Source organism: Litorisediminivivens sp. KMU-197 (assembly GCF_056858395.1).
In genome coordinates, this window is sequence record NZ_JBXEQG010000003.1 from 323,733 (window position 1) to 340,391 (window position 16,659).

Annotated in this window: 16 protein-coding genes and 1 tRNA gene; 10 read left to right on the forward strand and 7 right to left on the reverse strand. The window is 65.6% G+C overall.

Going from position 1 to position 16,659, the window contains the following annotated elements:
* The first annotated feature begins 1 nt into the window (after position 1).
* The gene (locus AC04PT_RS09480; protein WP_482873407.1) at positions 2–1,381 is read left to right on the forward strand and encodes a sensor histidine kinase; all 1,380 of its coding nucleotides are present in this window, start codon (positions 2–4) and stop codon (positions 1,379–1,381) included.
* Positions 1,382–1,440: 59 nt separating this feature from the next.
* A tRNA-Arg gene (locus AC04PT_RS09485) sits at positions 1,441–1,517 on the forward strand.
* Positions 1,518–1,658: 141 nt separating this feature from the next.
* Here AC04PT_RS09485 and AC04PT_RS09490 read toward each other — a convergent pair.
* The 3 genes from AC04PT_RS09490 to AC04PT_RS09500 form a co-directional block, all read right to left on the reverse strand.
* The gene (locus AC04PT_RS09490) at positions 1,659–2,507 is read right to left on the reverse strand and encodes a prolipoprotein diacylglyceryl transferase (RefSeq protein ID WP_482873408.1); all 849 of its coding nucleotides are present in this window, start codon (positions 2,505–2,507) and stop codon (positions 1,659–1,661) included.
* Positions 2,482–2,853, reverse strand: a complete 372-nt coding sequence (locus AC04PT_RS09495) for an antifreeze protein (RefSeq protein WP_482873409.1) — start codon at positions 2,851–2,853, stop codon at positions 2,482–2,484. The genes AC04PT_RS09490 and AC04PT_RS09495 overlap by 26 nt, the downstream gene beginning before the upstream one ends.
* Positions 2,854–3,086: 233 nt before the next feature.
* Positions 3,087–3,659, reverse strand: coding sequence for a TlpA family protein disulfide reductase (locus tag AC04PT_RS09500; RefSeq protein ID WP_482873410.1), 573 nt, complete (start codon positions 3,657–3,659; stop codon positions 3,087–3,089).
* Here AC04PT_RS09500 and argH point away from each other — a divergent pair.
* From argH to AC04PT_RS09525, 5 genes are all read left to right on the forward strand, one after another.
* Positions 3,658–5,049: an argininosuccinate lyase gene (gene argH, locus AC04PT_RS09505; protein ID WP_482873411.1), complete on the forward strand. Its 1,392-nt coding sequence runs from the start codon at positions 3,658–3,660 to the stop codon at positions 5,047–5,049. The genes AC04PT_RS09500 and argH overlap by 2 nt on opposite strands.
* Entirely contained in the window at positions 5,046–5,198 is a 153-nt protein-coding gene (locus tag AC04PT_RS09510) for an argininosuccinate lyase (RefSeq protein WP_482873412.1), read from the forward strand. The genes argH and AC04PT_RS09510 overlap by 4 nt, the downstream gene beginning before the upstream one ends.
* Positions 5,199–5,202: 4 nt before the next feature.
* Positions 5,203–5,529 carry a DUF2834 domain-containing protein gene (locus AC04PT_RS09515; RefSeq protein ID WP_482873413.1) on the forward strand — a complete coding sequence of 109 codons (327 nt, stop codon included), beginning with the start codon at positions 5,203–5,205 and terminating at the stop codon, positions 5,527–5,529.
* An 80-nt stretch (positions 5,530–5,609) separates the two neighbouring features.
* On the forward strand, positions 5,610–6,875 hold the full coding sequence (lysA, locus tag AC04PT_RS09520; RefSeq protein ID WP_482873414.1) for a diaminopimelate decarboxylase: 1,266 nt from the start codon (positions 5,610–5,612) through the stop codon (positions 6,873–6,875).
* 25 nt (positions 6,876–6,900) lie between these two features.
* Positions 6,901–9,498, forward strand: coding sequence for a TIGR02302 family protein (locus AC04PT_RS09525; protein WP_482873415.1), 2,598 nt, complete (start codon positions 6,901–6,903; stop codon positions 9,496–9,498).
* A 42-nt stretch (positions 9,499–9,540) separates the two neighbouring features.
* On the opposite strand, the gene AC04PT_RS09530 is transcribed toward AC04PT_RS09525, so the two are convergent.
* A complete protein-coding gene (locus AC04PT_RS09530) occupies positions 9,541–10,446 on the reverse strand; it encodes a zinc-ribbon domain-containing protein (protein ID WP_482873416.1) in 906 nt (301 codons plus the stop codon).
* A 167-nt stretch (positions 10,447–10,613) separates the two neighbouring features.
* On the opposite strand from AC04PT_RS09530, the gene AC04PT_RS09535 reads away from it, so the two are divergent.
* From AC04PT_RS09535 to AC04PT_RS09545, 3 genes are read left to right on the forward strand one after another with little or no spacing between them, the layout of a single operon-like run.
* Positions 10,614–11,291, forward strand: coding sequence for a cell division ATP-binding protein FtsE (locus AC04PT_RS09535; protein WP_482873550.1), 678 nt, complete (start codon positions 10,614–10,616; stop codon positions 11,289–11,291).
* Between the two features lie 2 nt (positions 11,292–11,293).
* Positions 11,294–12,196 (forward strand): cell division protein FtsX, encoded by a 903-nt coding sequence (locus AC04PT_RS09540; protein ID WP_482873551.1) that lies wholly within the window; start codon positions 11,294–11,296, stop codon positions 12,194–12,196.
* Positions 12,196–12,945, forward strand: a complete 750-nt coding sequence (locus AC04PT_RS09545) for a lysophospholipid acyltransferase family protein (RefSeq protein ID WP_482873417.1) — start codon at positions 12,196–12,198, stop codon at positions 12,943–12,945. The genes AC04PT_RS09540 and AC04PT_RS09545 overlap by 1 nt, the downstream gene beginning before the upstream one ends.
* Before the next feature lie 104 nt (positions 12,946–13,049).
* Here the strand turns inward: AC04PT_RS09545 and lpdA are convergent, their stop codons facing one another.
* The 3 genes from lpdA to odhB all read right to left on the reverse strand — a co-directional run bounded on the left by lpdA (position 13,050) and on the right by odhB (position 16,658).
* Positions 13,050–14,444 carry a dihydrolipoyl dehydrogenase gene (gene lpdA, locus AC04PT_RS09550; RefSeq protein WP_482873418.1) on the reverse strand — a complete coding sequence of 465 codons (1,395 nt, stop codon included), beginning with the start codon at positions 14,442–14,444 and terminating at the stop codon, positions 13,050–13,052.
* Between the two features lie 87 nt (positions 14,445–14,531).
* Positions 14,532–14,942: an MAPEG family protein gene (locus AC04PT_RS09555; RefSeq protein WP_482873419.1), complete on the reverse strand. Its 411-nt coding sequence runs from the start codon at positions 14,940–14,942 to the stop codon at positions 14,532–14,534.
* 159 nt (positions 14,943–15,101) lie between these two features.
* A complete protein-coding gene (gene odhB, locus AC04PT_RS09560) occupies positions 15,102–16,658 on the reverse strand; it encodes a 2-oxoglutarate dehydrogenase complex dihydrolipoyllysine-residue succinyltransferase (RefSeq protein WP_482873420.1) in 1,557 nt (518 codons plus the stop codon).
* Between the last annotated feature and the right edge of the window lies 1 nt (position 16,659).

The window sequence follows — 16,659 nt, forward strand, 5'->3', positions numbered from 1 at the left end:
TATGCTCAATTCGCTCTCGGGGCGATTTCTTATCCTGACAACCGTCTTCGTGATGCTGGCGGAAGTGCTGGTCTTTGTCCCCTCGGTAGCGCGGTTCCGGCAGGACTATCTGCTGGGGCATCTGGAACGGGCGCAGATCGCATCGCTGTCGTTGCTGGCAGCCGATATGATCGACCGCGACCTCGAAGAGGAGTTGCTGCGCAATGCCGGGGTCTACAACGTGGTTTTGCGCCGTGACGAGGCGCGGCAACTTGTGCTCTCGTCCCCGATGCCGCGCGCCATCGACGCGACCTATGACCTGCGTGACCCGTCACCGATCGCGCTGATCATGGACGCCCTGAAGCGGCTGATCGATCCCGAACCGCGGATCATACGGGTGATCGGCAACCCGTTGCGCGACGCCGGGCTCCTGATCGAAGTGTCCATGGAGACCGCGCCTCTGCGCGCGGCGATGATCGACTACGGGCTGCGCATTCTGTTCCTGTCAGCGGTGATTTCGGTGGCAACCGCTTTCCTGCTGTTCCTTGCCGTCCGGGTATTCCTCGTCAAGCCGATCAAGCGGGTGGTCGGGCAGATGGCGACCTATGCGGCCGCGCCGGAAGACGGCCGCCGCATCATCCAGCCCTCTGCCGGCGTGCGCGAACTGCGCGAGGCCGAGGAAGCCTTGCAATCGCTGGAGACCGAGCTCACCCACGCGCTGAAGCAGAAGGAGCGGTTGGCGCAGTTGGGCGGCGCGGTCGCCCGCGTGAGCCACGATCTGCGGAACATCCTGACATCGGCACAGCTGTTCACCGACCGGATCGAAATGTCCGAAGATCCGGGCGTCAAGCGGCTGGCACCTAAGCTGGTCAACTCGATCACACGCGCCGTGAACCTTTGCGAATCCACGCTTGCCTTCGGACGCGCCGAAGAGCCCTCACCAGTGCTGACGCGCTTCGCCTTGGCGGAACTGGTGTCGGACGTTGTGGAGAGCGAGCGCCTCGCGACCGGCGACTATGATGTCAGCTTCTCGGAGGATGTGCCCGCCTCGCTTCAAATCCGCGCCGATGCCGAACAACTCTACCGCGTCATCGCCAACCTCGTGCGCAACGCACGGCAGGCGATCACCGCGACCGGCAAGCCGGGTGAAATCAACGTGTCGGCACAAGACGCCGAGGACGCCTGGCGCATCCGGATCTCGGACACCGGGCCGGGCTTGCCGCCCAAGGCCCGGGAATACCTGTTCAAGGCGTTTCAGGGCGGTGCGCGTAAGGGCGGCAGCGGCCTGGGGCTGGCAATTTCGGCCGAGTTGATTCGCGGCCACGGCGGTGCGCTGGAGCTGGTTTCGACTGGTCCCGAGGGCACGGTCTTCGAAATCTGCCTGCCGCGCGGAGGGTGGTGAAATTCCCTGAATTTCGCCCTTGCAAACCTTCAGGGTGTCCCTTAAACCCCGGCTCCAACGGACCGATAGCTCAGCTGGATAGAGTACCTGACTACGAATCAGGGGGTCGGGGGTTCGAATCCTCCTCGGTCCGCCACTTTCCCGAAATTGGCGGTATGACACGAACGGCGCTGGCCGTGGGCACTTTATGCCACCACTCCAAGCGTCCGACGAAAAAACGGCAGCCCGTGAGAGCTGCCGTCAAATCTGGATTCGGCAATCGGACCGGGAACCGAAGTTACGAGCTCTTCCCGGATTTGGATCGCGGCATCGCCGGCGGAGACGAAGGCTGACGCTTGCGGCGAAGGCGCGTGGTCTTGGCCGGCTTGGTGTCTTCGGCCTTGGGAGCCGGCTTGGGTGCACTGCCTGTCGCGGACGCCGGGTTCACGGACGAACCTGCTGCTGGCTGTGCCTCTGACTTCGCAGGCTCGGGTTTTGTCTCTGCCTTGGGGGCAGTGGTCTTGGAAGCTTCGGCCTTTGTGTCGGCCTGCGTCGCATCGGCTTTTGTTTCGGCCTGCGACGCATTGGTTTTTGAGCCGGTTTTCGGCGCATCAACCTTGGTGGCTTCGGACTTGGTGTCCGCCGTGGGCGCGGCGGGTTTGATCTCTGCCTTCGCCGCCACCGGCTTGTTTTCAGGCTTCGGTGCAGGTTTCGGGGCCTCTGCCTTGGCGGGCTGGGGTGTCGCGTCCGCTTTAGCCGCAACCGGCTTGGCCTCGGCCTTGGCCGATGCCCGTGTCGCGGTTGCCTTGGGTGCCTTGGTCTTCGCTTCGGTCTTTGCCGGAGCTTTCGCGACCTTGGGTTCGGCCGCCTTGGGGGCCGCCGGTGCCTTCACGGGTTCGACCAGCTTTGCGGCAGGTTTGGCCGCTGCTTTCTTCGCTGCGGGCGCTTTTGCAGCAGGCTTGGTTGGCGCGGCCGGGGTGTTGCCGGCAGGGGCCGAAACGATCGGCGCCACGGGCGAGAGTTTTGCTGCTGTCTGAAAGGCCGACGTCATGATCACTTCGGCCAGCCGCAGATTGCGTTCGAGGGTCTTGTTGGCCAGCCGCATGCAGGCGGCCGACATCTCAAGTTGTTTCACGAGCAGATTCATCAAGTGCTTTCCCGTTGTCATGCAGAGTTTTGAAGAGCAGGCCCGGGCCCGCAGGTCCCCGGGTTTCCAGCCGTGCGCGGTTCGATTCCACGGTCCGCGTCAGCGGCGAGATCCAGGCCTGTGTCACCTGGTCGGCGCGCTTGCCGGCCATGAGTGCCATTCCCGCCGCCCAGTTGGCTTCGAGAAAGGCCGCAGGTTTTTCCTGGAACATGCGCTGGTTTTCATCGGTCTCAACCGACCATCCACCCAGCATGCCGAGGCTGCGATAGGCGACGACGCTGTTGGCCTGCGCGGTCAACTCACCGACGGCGAGACAGGTCTTCCAGGTGTCCAGAGCCTGTTGCACAGAGGCACGCATATGGGTCGCATCCTTCGAAGGCGCGGGCCAGCGCAGATACCGTTTGCCTGTCCGGGACAAGGCGCGGTAGCCGCGATCAGCGGTTCGTTTCCCGCGACCTATAGCACATTTAGCTGCACTTGCATTGCAGAAATGCTGCGTTGCGGCGTGGCAATGCGCCGCTGTTGCCGATCAGCATGAACCGGTGAAACAGTTTGAAATCTCAAGGGGTAAGCTGGTCGCTACCGGGCGATCAGAGCTTCCAGAATGGCCTTGGCGCTTTCGGTTGACCAGTCGGCCTCACCCTGCAGGCGAGCGATCTCCTGTCCGTCACGGCCGAGAATCACCGTGGTCGGCAGGCCGATGACACCCATGCCTCGGGCGATCTTCTGTTTCGGATCGCGGTGCAGCGGCAGGTTGTCGACTCCGATCTGATCGAAAAAACGGGTCATGCCGGGGCCGGGGTTGCGCCCAGTGGCCAGCGTCAGGACCTCGAAGTCCTCGCCACCCAGATCGGTCTGCAGATCGGCAAGCATTGGCATCTCCTTGCGGCAGGGCGCACACCAGGTGGCCCAGAAGTTCACCAACACGACCTTGCCAAGGTAGTCATCCAGACTGAGTGGGTTGCCGTCGAAGTCGGTGAACTCCCGCGCTTCAACCGTGACCGGCTCAGCGTGCAGCATCAGCTTTTGCATGTCGCCTTCACGCAGGGCCTCAAGCTCGGCAAGACCGGCAGCATTTGCGCTTGCGCCCAAGCCCATATAGAGAGCGGCGGCAACAGCGATTGCCTTCAGACCGGGACCGGTGAGCTTCATGTCAGATAAATCCTCGAACAAGATGTGGGGCGGCCGCTTTGCCGCCGGACCCGATGCGATCATGGAGGCGATAAATGCCTCGATCGGGTTCGACAAGCGCATGGCGGCGCAGGATATTGCAGGCTCGCGCGCCCATGCCGCGATGCTGGCGGCACAGGGCATCATCGACGGTAAAGATGCCGAGGCGATGCGGGAAGGCCTTCTCACGATCTTGTCAGAGATCGAGCGCGGCGAGTTCGCCTTTTCGACGGCGCTGGAAGACATCCACATGAACGTCGAGGCGCGGCTGAAAGAAGTGATCGGAGAGCCTGCCGGGCGGCTTCACACCGGACGGTCCCGCAACGACCAGGTGGCGACGGACTTCAAGCTGTGGGTTCGCGACCAGTTGGATGCAGTGGACGCAGGCCTGACGGCGCTGATGAAGGCGCTGGTGGCGCAGGCCGAGGCCGGCGCGGATTGGGTGATGCCGGGCTTCACCCATTTGCAGGTGGCGCAGCCGGTGACATGGGGCCACCACATGATGGCCTACGTCGAGATGTTCGCCCGCGACCGTGGCCGCATTCGCGACGCCCGCGCACGGATGAACGAATGCCCGCTGGGCGCGGCCGCGCTGGCCGGCACCTCGTTCCCGATCGACCGTGATGCGACGGCAGACGCGCTGGGCTTCGACCGGCCGGCGGCCAACTCGCTCGATGCGGTCTCGGACCGGGACTTCGCGCTTGAATTCCTGTCGGCGGCCTCGATCTGCGCCATGCACCTCAGCCGGCTGTCGGAAGAGCTGGTGATCTGGTCCTCGGCGCAGTTCCGTTTCGTAACGCTCAGCGATCGGTTCTCGACCGGATCGTCGATCATGCCGCAGAAGAAAAACCCCGACGCCGCCGAGCTCATCCGCGCCAAGATCGGCCGCATCTTCGGCGCCAACGTCGCCTTGATGACGGTGATGAAGGGGCTGCCCTTGGCCTATTCCAAAGACATGCAGGAGGACAAGGAACAGGTCTTCGACGCCGCCGACAACCTGATGCTGGCACTGGCCGCGATGGAGGGTATGGTGCGCGACATGCAGGCCAACCGGCCGCAACTCGAGGCCGCGGCGGCCACCGGATTTTCCACCGCGACGGACCTTGCCGACTGGCTGGTGCGGGTGCTGGGGATGCCGTTCCGCGACGCGCACCATGTCACCGGGTCGTTGGTGGCGATGGCCGAGGGCAAGGGCTGCGACCTGCCGGACCTGACGCTGTCGGACATGCAGTCGGTGCACGGCGCGATCACCGAAGAGGTCTTCGAGGTTCTGGGCGTGCACAATTCGGTGGCCTCGCGTATATCTTATGGCGGCACCGCGCCCGAGCGGGTGCGCGAACAGGTGGCACGCTGGAAGGAGGCGCTGGCATGAGGGTTCTGGCAGTGATGGCGGTGGCCGCCTTGGCCGGCTGCGGTGTCGACGGCGCGCCCGAGCGGCCCGAGAAGGGCGAGCCTGCGGGGCCGTTCAACGTCTCTGTCACCGGCACGGCCGAGGTCGGCATTGTCGGCGGGTCGAACTGAGCCGATGCGGGACGTCTCGCCACTTCGTTGGGCCTATCTGGCGCTGGCGCTCTGGGGGGCCGTGCATCCGATGGCCTGGTTCTTGGTCTGGTTCGCCGAGAATGGGGTCAGCCTGTCGGGCCTGATCGAGGCCTGGCACGTGAACGCCGCGACATCCGGGCTGGTCTGGGACCTGACGATCGCGGCGCTGGCGCTGAGCCTGTGGGTGATCGCCGAGGTCGCGGTCCGGCGCAACTGGATGGCTTTGCTGGCAATCCCGGTGACATTTGGGATCGGGCTGGCTTGCGGATTGCCGCTCTATCTGTTTCTGAGGACGGCGCCGGTGCGCTAGTGCGGGATTTTCGGGGCTCTGCCCCGGACCCCGGAGTTTGACCGGCAAGATGAAGGGCTGGGCCGCGCAAGGAGGCGAGGTTGGATCATTTTCTATACCGTGACGGGGCGCTCTTCGCCGAGGACGTGCCCGTGGCCGAGATCGCGGCGGAGGTGGGCACGCCGTTCTATCTCTATTCCACGGCCACCTTGCTGCGGCACTTCCGGCTGTTCGATGAGGCGCTGGACGCGATGCCGCATCTGGTGTGCTATGCGATGAAGGCGGCGTCCAACCAGGCGATCCTGAAAACACTGGCCGACGCCGGCGCCGGGATGGACGTTGTCTCGGGCGGGGAATACGCCCGTGCAAGGGCGGCGGGTGTGCCGGGCGAACGGATCGTGTTTTCGGGCGTCGGCAAGACGGCGGAAGAGATCGCGGCGGCGCTGAAAGGCGGGATCCGGCAGTTCAACGTCGAGAGCGAGCCGGAGCTGGCGACAATCTCGGAGGTTGCCTCTGGACTGGGCGTTTCGGCGCCGGTGACCATCCGGGTCAACCCGGACGTGGACGCAAAGACCCACGCCAAGATCGCCACCGGCAAGTCGGAGAACAAGTTCGGCATCCCGATCAGCCGCGCGCGGGAGGTCTATGCCCATGCGGCCTCACTTCCCGGGATCGAGGTGATCGGCATCGACGTGCACATCGGCAGCCAGTTGACTGACCTTGAGCCATTCCGGATGGCCTATCGGAAGGTGGCCGAGTTGACCGAGGTGTTGCGCAGCGACGGACACGACATTCGGCGGTTGGACCTCGGCGGCGGTCTGGGTATCCCTTACACCCGTTCGAACGAGGCACCGCCGCTGCCTGTGGAATACGGGCAGCTCATCAAGGATGTTCTTGGTCATCTCGATTGCGAGGTCGAGATCGAGCCGGGGCGGCTGATCGCGGGCAATGCCGGGGTGCTGGTGAGCCGGGTGATCTACGTCAAGCAGGGCGAGGACCGGCAGTTCCTGATCCTCGACGGGGCGATGAACGATCTGATCCGGCCCGCGATGTACGATGCCTGGCACGATATCGTGCCGGTGGTGGAGGCGGAACCGGGGCTGGAGCAGGTGCGCTATGACATCGTCGGCCCGGTGTGCGAGTCGGGCGACACCTTCGCCAAGGGCCGGCTGATGCCGCCTTTGCAGGCGGGTGACCTCGTGGCCTTTCGTTCGGCCGGGGCCTATGGCGCTGTTATGGCCAGCGAATACAACACCCGCCCGCTGATCCCCGAGGTCATGGTGAAGGACGATAAATTTGCCGTCATCCGCGCCCGACCGACCTTTGACGAAATCATAAATCGAGATACCATCCCCGAGTGGCTGTAGGCGCGGACCCCGTGCCGCGGCCCTTGTGAGATGGAGCGGTACAATCCCCCAGACCAGCTATCGTGAAAGCCTGAGCCGGATACGCGGCGCACTGACCCTGACCTGGGCCGGCCTCTGGGCCGAGCGCGTGACGCGGGCGTTCTGGCCCTTGTGGTCGGTGGTGCTGGGCGGGCTCGCGCTTTTGATGCTGGGCGCGCAGGACATGCTGCCGGTCGAGGCGGTCTGGGTGCTGATCGTGCTGTTCACACTCGGCGCGCTGGTGGCGCTGGGCTTGGGCATTCGCTGGTTCCGACCGCCGCACCGGCAGGAGGCGCTGGACCGGCTGGACGGCACGCTGAAGGGCCGGCCCCTGCAAACCCTGCGCGACAGCCAGGTGATTGGCGCCAGAGACGCGGCCTCGGTCGCAGTCTGGCAGGCGCACCAGGCGCGCATGGCCGAGCGGGCGGCACAGGCCAAGGCCGTAGCGCCGGACCTGCGCGTCTCGCGCCGCGATCCTTTCGCGCTGCGCTATGTGGCGGTTCTGGCGCTGGCCGTGGCATTGCTGTTCGGCTCGTTCTGGAAGGTGTCGTCCGTCGCGACCATGACACCCGGCGGGGCTGCTTTGGCCAGCGGTCCGACGTGGGAGGGCTGGATCGAGCCGCCCGCGTACACAGCCCTGCCATCGCTTTATCTGGCCGATCAGACCGCGCCGACCCTGGAGGTCGCCGAGGGTAGCCGGATCACCCTGCGCCTCTATGGCGCGGTCGGGGATCTGACTGTATCCGAGACCGTGTCCGGCCGCACCGAAGAGGTCCCGAGCGCCGCCGAGGCTTCGCAGAGCTTCGAGGTTGCGCGCCCCGGCACGCTGTCCATTGAAGGCCCCGGCGGACGCCAATGGGAGATCACGTTGGCCGAGGATGCCCTGCCCAGCGTGCGTGTCACCGATGAGATCACCACCGCTGCGCGTGGCGAGATGTCTCTGCCTTTCGAGGCCAAGGATGACTACGGCATCCGCGACGGCGTGGCGCGGATCACGCTTGACATGGCGGCGCTGGATCGACGCTACGGGCTGGCACGCGCGCCCGAGCCGCGTGCGCCGCTGGAGGTGCCATTGCCTCTGCCGATCTCGGGCTCGCGTGCGGATTTCACCGAGACGCTGATCGAGGACTTCTCGCAGCACCCTTGGGCGAACCTGCCGGTGACCATCGAACTGCAGGTGACCGACGACAGCGATCAGCAAAGCCCGCCGGACGTTCTGAACGTGCCGCTGCCCGGACGACGGTTCTTCGATCCGCTTGCCGCCGCGATCATCGACCAGCGGCGCGCCTTGCTGTGGACACGCGACAACGCCGCCGACGTTACCATGATCCTGAGGGCGGTGACCTACAAGCCTGACGACTTGTTCAAGTCCGTGGTGCCCTTTCTGCGGATGCGGACCATCCAGCGCCGTCTGGAGACATTCGCCGAGGCGGGCATGACCGAGGTGCAGCGCGACGAATTGGCCGCCGCGATGTGGGAGCTTGCGGTTCTGCTCGAGGACGGTGACCTCTCGGACGCGCTGGAACGGCTGCAACGCGCGCAGGAGCGGCTGGCCGAGGCGATGAAGAACGGCGCATCGGAGCAGGAGATTGCCGAGCTGATGCAGGAGCTGCGCGAGGCCACGCAGGATTACATCCGTCAACTGGCGCAACAGCAGCGCGAGAACGGCGAAGACAATCCCGAAATGGCGCAGAACCCCGAGAACATGATGGAGATGTCGCAGGACGACCTCCAGCGCATGATGGACCGCATTCAGGAGCTCATGGAACAGGGCCGCATGGCCGAGGCCGAGCAGGCGCTGGCAGAGTTGCAGCAACTGCTCGAGAACATGCAGGTCACGCAAGGTCAGCAGGGTCAGGGTCAGCAATCGCCGGGTCAGCAGGCGATGGACGGTTTGGCCGAGACGTTGCGTGACCAGCAGGGATTGTCGGACGAAGCGTTCCGCGACCTTCAGGAACAATTCAACCCCGGTGCCAACCAGGGCCAGAGCCAGCAGAACCAGGGCCGTGACGGCCAGCAGGGGCAGGGCCAGCAGCACCAGCAGGGCGAAGGGCAAGGCCAAGGCGAGCAGCAGGGTCAGCAGGGCGGCGGCGATCAGCAGGCCGAACAGGGTCGGCAGGGGCTCGCGGACCGGCAAGAGGCCTTGCGGCAGGAACTCGAACGTCAGCGTGGTTCGATGCCGGGACAGGGCACCGAAGCCGGCCGCCGGGCACAAGACGCCCTGCGCGATGCCGAGCGGGCGATGGACGGTGCCGAGGACGCGTTGCGTGGCAACGATCTGCCCGAGGCCATCGACCGACAGGCCGAAGCGATGGATGCACTTCGCGAAGGCATGCGAAACCTCGGAGAGGCCATGGCCGAGCAGCAGCGGCAGGAGGGTGGTCAGGGCGACAGCGCCGGTGCTCGCGATAGCCAGCGGCGTGATCCATTGGGCCGCGATCAGGGCAACACCGGCACCATCTCGAGCGATGAGAACCTGTTGCAGGGCGAAGACGTCTATCGTCGTGCGCGTGAACTGCTGGACGAGATCCGCCGTCGCTCCGGTGATGGCGAACGGCCCGAGGTCGAGCGCAACTACCTTGAACGTCTGCTTGACAGGTTCTGACAAAGGGGCCATCTGCGCCGCCTTCGGGCCCGGATGTCCGGCTTATTCCACAGGCCTTGCCGCTTCCGAGGACATCCCGTCCAGCCACTTCAGCAATTCCAGCACGCGGGCGTCCAGCCAGCCGCGAAGACCGTCGGCCCAGCGCACATAGGCGTCGAGCGCGGCAGCGGTGTCGGGCAGCGCCTCTCCGATCTGATCGGCATAGACGTAGACCGCCACCGCGATTGCCACCAGCAGCAGGACAAGGCCGAACCCGCGTCGAAAGCCCGAACGGGCTTCCCTGTCTGGGCTTGCGGCGATCTCTTCACTGGCTTCGCTGCGGCGTGGCTGATCCGAGGAGCGCAGGGTCGAGTTGATCTCTTCGATGTCGGGCAGCAATTCGCGCCTTGACCCGCTGGCAGCCGCAGCGGCGGCGGCAACGTCAGGCGCGTCGGGATCCTTGCCGCGCAGTCGCGCCATGCGCTCGCGGCTTTGTTGCACGCGCAGGTCGGCCTCGTTGCTCATGTCGTCCAGCCCGAGATCCGGCTGGCTTTCGACAGCGCCTCGATCGGCCTCGCGCTGGCGGGCCTCGCGCTGGGCCTCTTCGCGCAACACGCTGGTCACTTCTGGATCAAGCTGTCGTGGACGCGGGGCCGGGGCGGGCTCGGGGGTTGGCGGTTGCTCGGGGACCGGCTTGGCCTCGGGCGCGGATTCGGGTTCGGGCGCAGCGGGGTCGGGCACCGGCGCATCCTGCGCTTTGGCGACCTCCGGGTCCGGCGAAGGCGAGAGCTGCGGCTCAGGCGTTGCAGAGGCCTTTGCCGCGTCGAGCTCCTGTTCGGCCTCGGCGTCGGCGTGCTGCTGGAACCACGTATTGCCGCAGTTGGAGCATTGCACGTCCCGCCCGCCTTCGGGGATCACGTCGTCCGGAACCTCGTATTGCGCCCCGCAATTCGGGCAATTCAACCGCATGTTTTCCCACCTGTCGCTCGGTTCGGCCTCAGGTGTGCATCATAAGTGGGTCTACCGGCAAGGAAAAGCGCAAGCCGCCCTGCGGCGCGGATTGCAACCGCGCTATGGCTGATGCATTACAGGCCAGCCAATCTTGGCGGCAGAACCAGACCGGGGCAGGGCAGAGCGTGATCGAGCTTGACGAAGTGGCCTACAGCTATGGGGGCGGCGAATTGCTGTCTGGCATATCGCTGCGGCTCGCCCCCGGATCGTTTCATTTTCTGACCGGGCCGTCGGGCGCGGGCAAGACCACCTTTCTCAAGCTGTGCTATGGCGCACTGGTGCCAACCGGCGGACAGGTGAGGCTTTTCGACAAGGACGTGCGCGAGCTTGACCGCGACGGTATCGCCATGGCGCGTCGCCGTATCGGGGTGGTGCATCAGGACTGCCAGTTCCTGGATCACCTGCCGGTCGCCGAGAACATCTCGCTGCCTCTGGCTGTGTCGGGACAGGACAAGCTCGAGGCGCAGTCCAATCTCAAGGAGCTCATGGGTTGGGTCGGCCTGTCGGACCGTGCCGGGGCCCTGCCGCCGCAACTGTCGGGCGGTGAGCGTCAGAGGGCCGCCTTGGCCCGGGCGCTGATCCTGTCACCGGACGTGGTGCTGGCGGACGAGCCCACTGGCAACGTCGATTGGGAGATGTCGCAACGGCTTCTGCAATTGCTGATCGAGCTCAACAAGATGGGCAAGACCATCATGATCGCCACCCATGACCTCAGCCTGATCCGCGCGGCCAAGGCGCATGTGCAGGCCCGCGTGTTGCGCATTTCGCAAAAGCGCTTGCAACTGGCGGGGGCGGACCTGTGAGATTGCCGCAGATCCCCGGCCTCGGCAGCCTGGTCTCGGTCGATGCGGGCGCGGACCGGGTGGTGCCGCCCACGGGCTTCACCGCGCGGCTGACGGTGTTCACCGCCGGCGCGATGGCCTTCCTCGCGGTCTTCGCGATGGCGCTGTCACTGGCCTCGGGGCGGTTGGCGACCAACTGGGCCGATGCGCTGGCGGGCAGTGCCACTCTGCGCATCTCGGCCCCGGCCGGGCAGATGGCGGCACAGGTCGAACGGGCACTGGCGATCCTGTCACAGACCCGTGGGGTCGCCGAGGCGCGTGCGCTGGACCCGGACGAACAGCGTGCCCTGCTTGAGCCGTGGTTCGGCCCCGACCTTCCGGTCGAGAGCCTGCCAGTGCCGCAACTGATCGAGATCCGCGAGGAAGGCGCCGGTTACGACCCGGACGGGCTGCGCCTGCGCCTTCAGGCCGAACTGCCCGGCGCGGTGCTGGACGACCATACCCGCTGGCGGCGTCCGCTGGTGCAGGCGGCGGGGCGGCTCAAGCTGCTGGGCTGGGTGGCGATCGCCTTGATCTTCGGCGCCATGGGGGCAATGATCACGTTGGCGGCCAACGCCGCGCTGGCGGCCAATGCCCAGGTGATCCGGGTTCTACGACTGGTGGGCGCGACCGACAGCTACATCGCCGGTGCCTTCGTCCGGCGCTTCACGCTGCGCGCGGCGCTTGGGGCCGGGGGCGGTGTACTGGCGGGGCTGATCGCGGTGCTGTTGCTGCCCGGCGCCGGGGCGGAGGCCGGTATCCTCACCGGCCTGCGGTTCGAGGGCGGGCACTGGCTCTGGCCGCTGCTGGTTCCTCCGCTGGCCGCGCTGGTGGCCTTTGCCGCGACACGATGGGCGGCCCTGCGGGTTCTGGAAGGTCTGAGTTGATGCAATACGCGCGGTCGGTGGTCTTCAATTTCCAGATGTACGTCATGATGGCCGTCATGGGCATCCTGTTCTTCCCGCTGGCTCTGGTCAGCCGCAAGGGCGCCATCTGGACCTGCAAGACCTGGTGCCGGTGGGTGATGTGGACGGCCGGCTGGATGGTAGGGTTGAAATGCGAGGTGCGCGGCAAGGTGCCCGAGGGCGAGGTCATGATCGCCGCCAAGCACCAGTCGTTCCTCGACATCATCATGATCTACCAGGCCATTCCCGCCGGCAAGTTCATCATGAAGCGCGAACTGCTCTGGACGCCGTTTGTCGGACAATACGCCAAGCGCGTCGGCTGTGTGCCGGTGGCCCGTGGCAAACGCGGTGCGGCCATCAAGAAAATGGTGGCGGATGTCGCGCGCGGTCAGGAAATTCCCGGCCAGCTGGTGATTTACCCGCAGGGCACCCGCGTGGCGCCATCGAAATACCTGCCTTACAAGGTGGGCAGTCACGTCCTGTATTCCGAACTGGGTCAGCCCTGCGTACCGGCAGCGACCAATGTGGGCGTGTTCTGGCCGCGCAAGGGCGTGCTGCGCAAGCCGGGCCTCGCGGTGGTGGAGTTTCTCGAGCCGATCGCGCCGGGCCGCGACCGTGCGGCCTTTCTGGCAGAGCTGGAAGAGAAGGTCGAACGCCGCTCGCAGGAATTGATGCTGGAAGCGGGGTTCGACGATTTTCCTGCGGAGACCAGGCACCTTACCCTGGCATAGGGCGAGTTCGCCACTTGCCGGTGCAAGGTCCGCAGGTGCGACTTGCGTAATCTCTCGATTCTACGGGGTGGCGGTGGCGGGGATGGTCCCGCCACCGGCGTTACCTACATGTGAATGGCGCCGTCGCCGCAGGCCAGGGCCGCCTCGCGCACGGCTTCCGAGAAGGTTGGGTGCGCGTGGCAGGTAAGTGCCACGTCTTCGGCCGAAGCGCCGAACTCCATCGCCACGCAGATTTCGTGGATCAGGTCGCCGGCACCCGGGCCGATGATGTGGCAACCGAGCACGCGGTCGGTCTCTTTGTCGGCGATCAGCTTGACGAACCCTTCGCCGGCGAAGACTGCCTTGGCGCGGGCATTGCCCATGAAGGAGAACTTGCCGACCTTGTAGGCGCGGCCCGCATCCTTGAGTTGCTGCTCGGTCTGGCCCACCGCGGCGACCTCGGGGTGGGTGTAGATCACGCTGGGAATGACGCCATAGTTGACGTGGCCGTGCTTGCCGGCGATGACCTCGGCCGCCGCCATGCCCTCGTCTTCGGCCTTGTGCGCCAGCATAGGTCCCTCGATCGCATCGCCGATCGCATAGATGCCCTCGACACTGGTCTTCCACGTGCCGTCGACCTTGACCTGGCCGCCCTTGGTTGTCTCGATGCCCAACTTGTCGAGCCCCAGCCCGTCGGTATAGGGCCGCCGCCCGGTTGCGCAGAGCACCACGTCGGCCTCGGCCGTCTGTTCGCTGTCGTCCTTGCGGCTGCGGTAGGTGACCGTGGCCTTGCCCTTGCCGGCCTCGACGCGCGAGACTGCGGCATTGAGGGTGAAGCTGAGCCCCTGCTTCTCGAGCAGCCGCTTAAATTGCTTCTGCACCTCGCGGTCCATGCCGGGGGTGATGTGGTCGAGAAACTCGATCACCTGCACCTCAGCGCCAAGCCGCGCATAGACCGAGCCCATCTCGAGCCCGATCACGCCGGCGCCGATGACGATCATCTTTTTCGGCACCTTGCCCAACGCCAGCGCGCCCTCGGAGGTCACCACCACCTTCTCGTCGATGGTCACATCGGCACCAGGCACCGGCGCCGGTTCGGAGCCGCTTGCGATGATGATGTTCTTCGCCTCGTGGACCTCGTCGCCGACCTTGACCTTGCCGGCCTCGGGGATCGACCCCCAGCCCTTGAGCCAGTCAATCTTGTTCTTCTTGAACAGGAATTCGATGCCCTTGGTGTTCTGGCCGATGACGTCTTCCTTGTAGGCCAGCATCTGTTTCCAGTCGACCGAGGGGGATTTGCCCTTGAGGCCCATCTTGGCGAAGTTGTGCTCGGCCTCGTGCAGCTGGTGCGAGGCATGCAGCAGCGCCTTCGAGGGAATGCAGCCAATGTTGAGGCAGGTGCCGCCCAATGTCTCGCGGCCCTCGACGCAGGCGGTCTTGAGCCCCAGTTGCGCGCAGCGGATCGCGGCGACGTAGCCGCCGGGGCCGGCGCCGATGACGATCACATCATAGCTTGCCATTGTGTGTCCTTTCTTGAAGCCGGGCTTCGGGGGCTCTGCCCCCGGACCCCCGGGATACTTTCAGCCAGAAGAAGAGGCGGGTCGCGCTCATAGCAGGGCCGCCACGAGCAGGATGAGGATGGCGAGAAGGCCCAGCGCCCAGAAGAGGCTGCGCCACGGCACCCAGCCGAAGGCATAGGCGGGGATGTAGAGCACCCGCGCCAGGAGGTAGAGACCGCACGCGGCGCCTGTGATGGCGCTGGCCTTGTCGGCGAATGTGATAACAAGCGTGGCGATGGCGAAGAGGATCAGGCTTTCGAAGTGGTTGGTCATCGCCCGGTGCAGCCGCGCGGTGCGCGGGGTGACCTGTTCCATCAGCGGCTTTGCCATGCGGTGCGGATCACGCGGGGAAAGCGTCTTGGCGGTACCGAGCTCGCGGTTGGCCGGGACCGCCATGAGGGCGATCTGGACGATCTGCAGCAGTGCGGCGAGGGTGAGGGCGGTGAGTTCGGGGGTCATGTCGCGGCCGGCCCCGCTTTTTGTGTGGAGCGGTCGGTCTGCCAGGGTGCCTGATCGTTACTCTTGCTCATCGCCGAAAGTCTTTCGCAGCCTCGATTGGCGGACTGTAGCCCGCCCCGCGTCACGGATGTAGGCCGGGCTTCAGCCCGGCCCAATCAATTACAAATCCATCAGCAACCGCCGCGGGTCCTCCAGCGCCTCTTTCACCCGCACAAGGAAGGTCACCGCGCCCTTGCCGTCGACGATGCGGTGGTCGTAGCTGAGCGCCAGGTACATCATCGGGCGGATCTTGATCTCGCCGTTGACCACCATCGGGCGGTCCTGGATCTTGTGCATGCCGAGGATGCCCGACTGCGGCGGGTTCAGGATCGGCGAGGACATCAGCGAACCGTAGACGCCGCCGTTGGAGATGGTGAAGGTGCCGCCCTGCATCTCGGCCATGCTGAGCTTGCCGTCACGGGCGCGGGCGCCCTTTTCGGCGATGGCCTTTTCAATCTCGGCAAAGCTCATCTGGTCGGTGTCGCGGATCACCGGCACCACGAGGCCCTGCGGCGTGCCGGCGGCGATGCCCATGTGGACGAAGTTCTTGTAAACGATGTCGGTGCCGTCGATCTCTGCGTTGACCTCGGGGACCTCCTTCAGAGCGTGGACGCAGGCCTTGGTGAAGAACGACATGAAGCCCAGTTTGACGCCGTGCTTCTTGGCGAACAGGTCCTTGTACTCGTTTCGGAGCGCCATGACCTCGGTCATGTCGACCTCGTTGTAGGTGGTCAGGATCGCGGCCGTGTTCTGCGCATCCTTGAGACGGCGGGCGATGGTCTGGCGCAGGCGGGTCATCTTCACCCGTTCTTCGCGACCGGCGTCCTCGGCCGAGACCGGCGCGCGTGGGGCCTGGGCCGGAGCCGAGGCTGCGGGAGCCTGCGATGCGGCGGAGATCGCCTTGGAAACGTCTTCCTTCATCACGCGACCATCGCGGCCGGAACCCGAGACCTGATCGCGCGACAGGCCCTTCTCGGCCATCAGCTTCTTGGCCGAGGGCGCGTCTTCCACATCCTCTTCAGCCTTGCCGGCGGGGGGCGTGGTGTACTGGCTGCCGCCGCCGGGGTGCTCGACCTCGTCGCCTGTCTTGGCCGGCGCGCCGCCCTCGGTGGAGATCACTGCAAGTTTTGCCGAGGCTTCGACGGTATCGCCTTCCTGCGCCAGCATTTCAGACAACACGCCGGAGGCGGGTGCTGGGACCTCGACGCTGACCTTGTCGGTCTCGAGTTCGCAGAGCATTTCGTCCTGGGCGACCGGTTCGCCGACCTTCTTGAACCAGGTGGACACCGTGGCCTCGGTCACGCTTTCGCCCAGTGTCGGCACCATGACGTCGATGGTTTTGCGGTCGGCACCGCCGTCGTCGGTGCCACTGTCTGCGTCATCCTCGTCCTCGGTCGTGGCCTCTGGGGCGCGTTCCTCGATCTGTTCGCCGGCTTCGCCTGATTCCGCGATGTTGGCCAGCAGGGCGTCGACGCCCACGGTTTCGCCTTCCTGCGCCACGATGTCCGACAGCTTGCCCGCGGCAGGCGAGGGCACCTCGACGGTGACCTTGTCGGTCTCGAGTTCGCAGAGCATTTCGTCCACGGCGACGGTGTCGCCGGGTTTCTTGAACCATGTGGCCACGGTGGCCTCAGTCACGGATTCGCCAAGGGTGGGGACGCGTACTTCGGTGGGCATG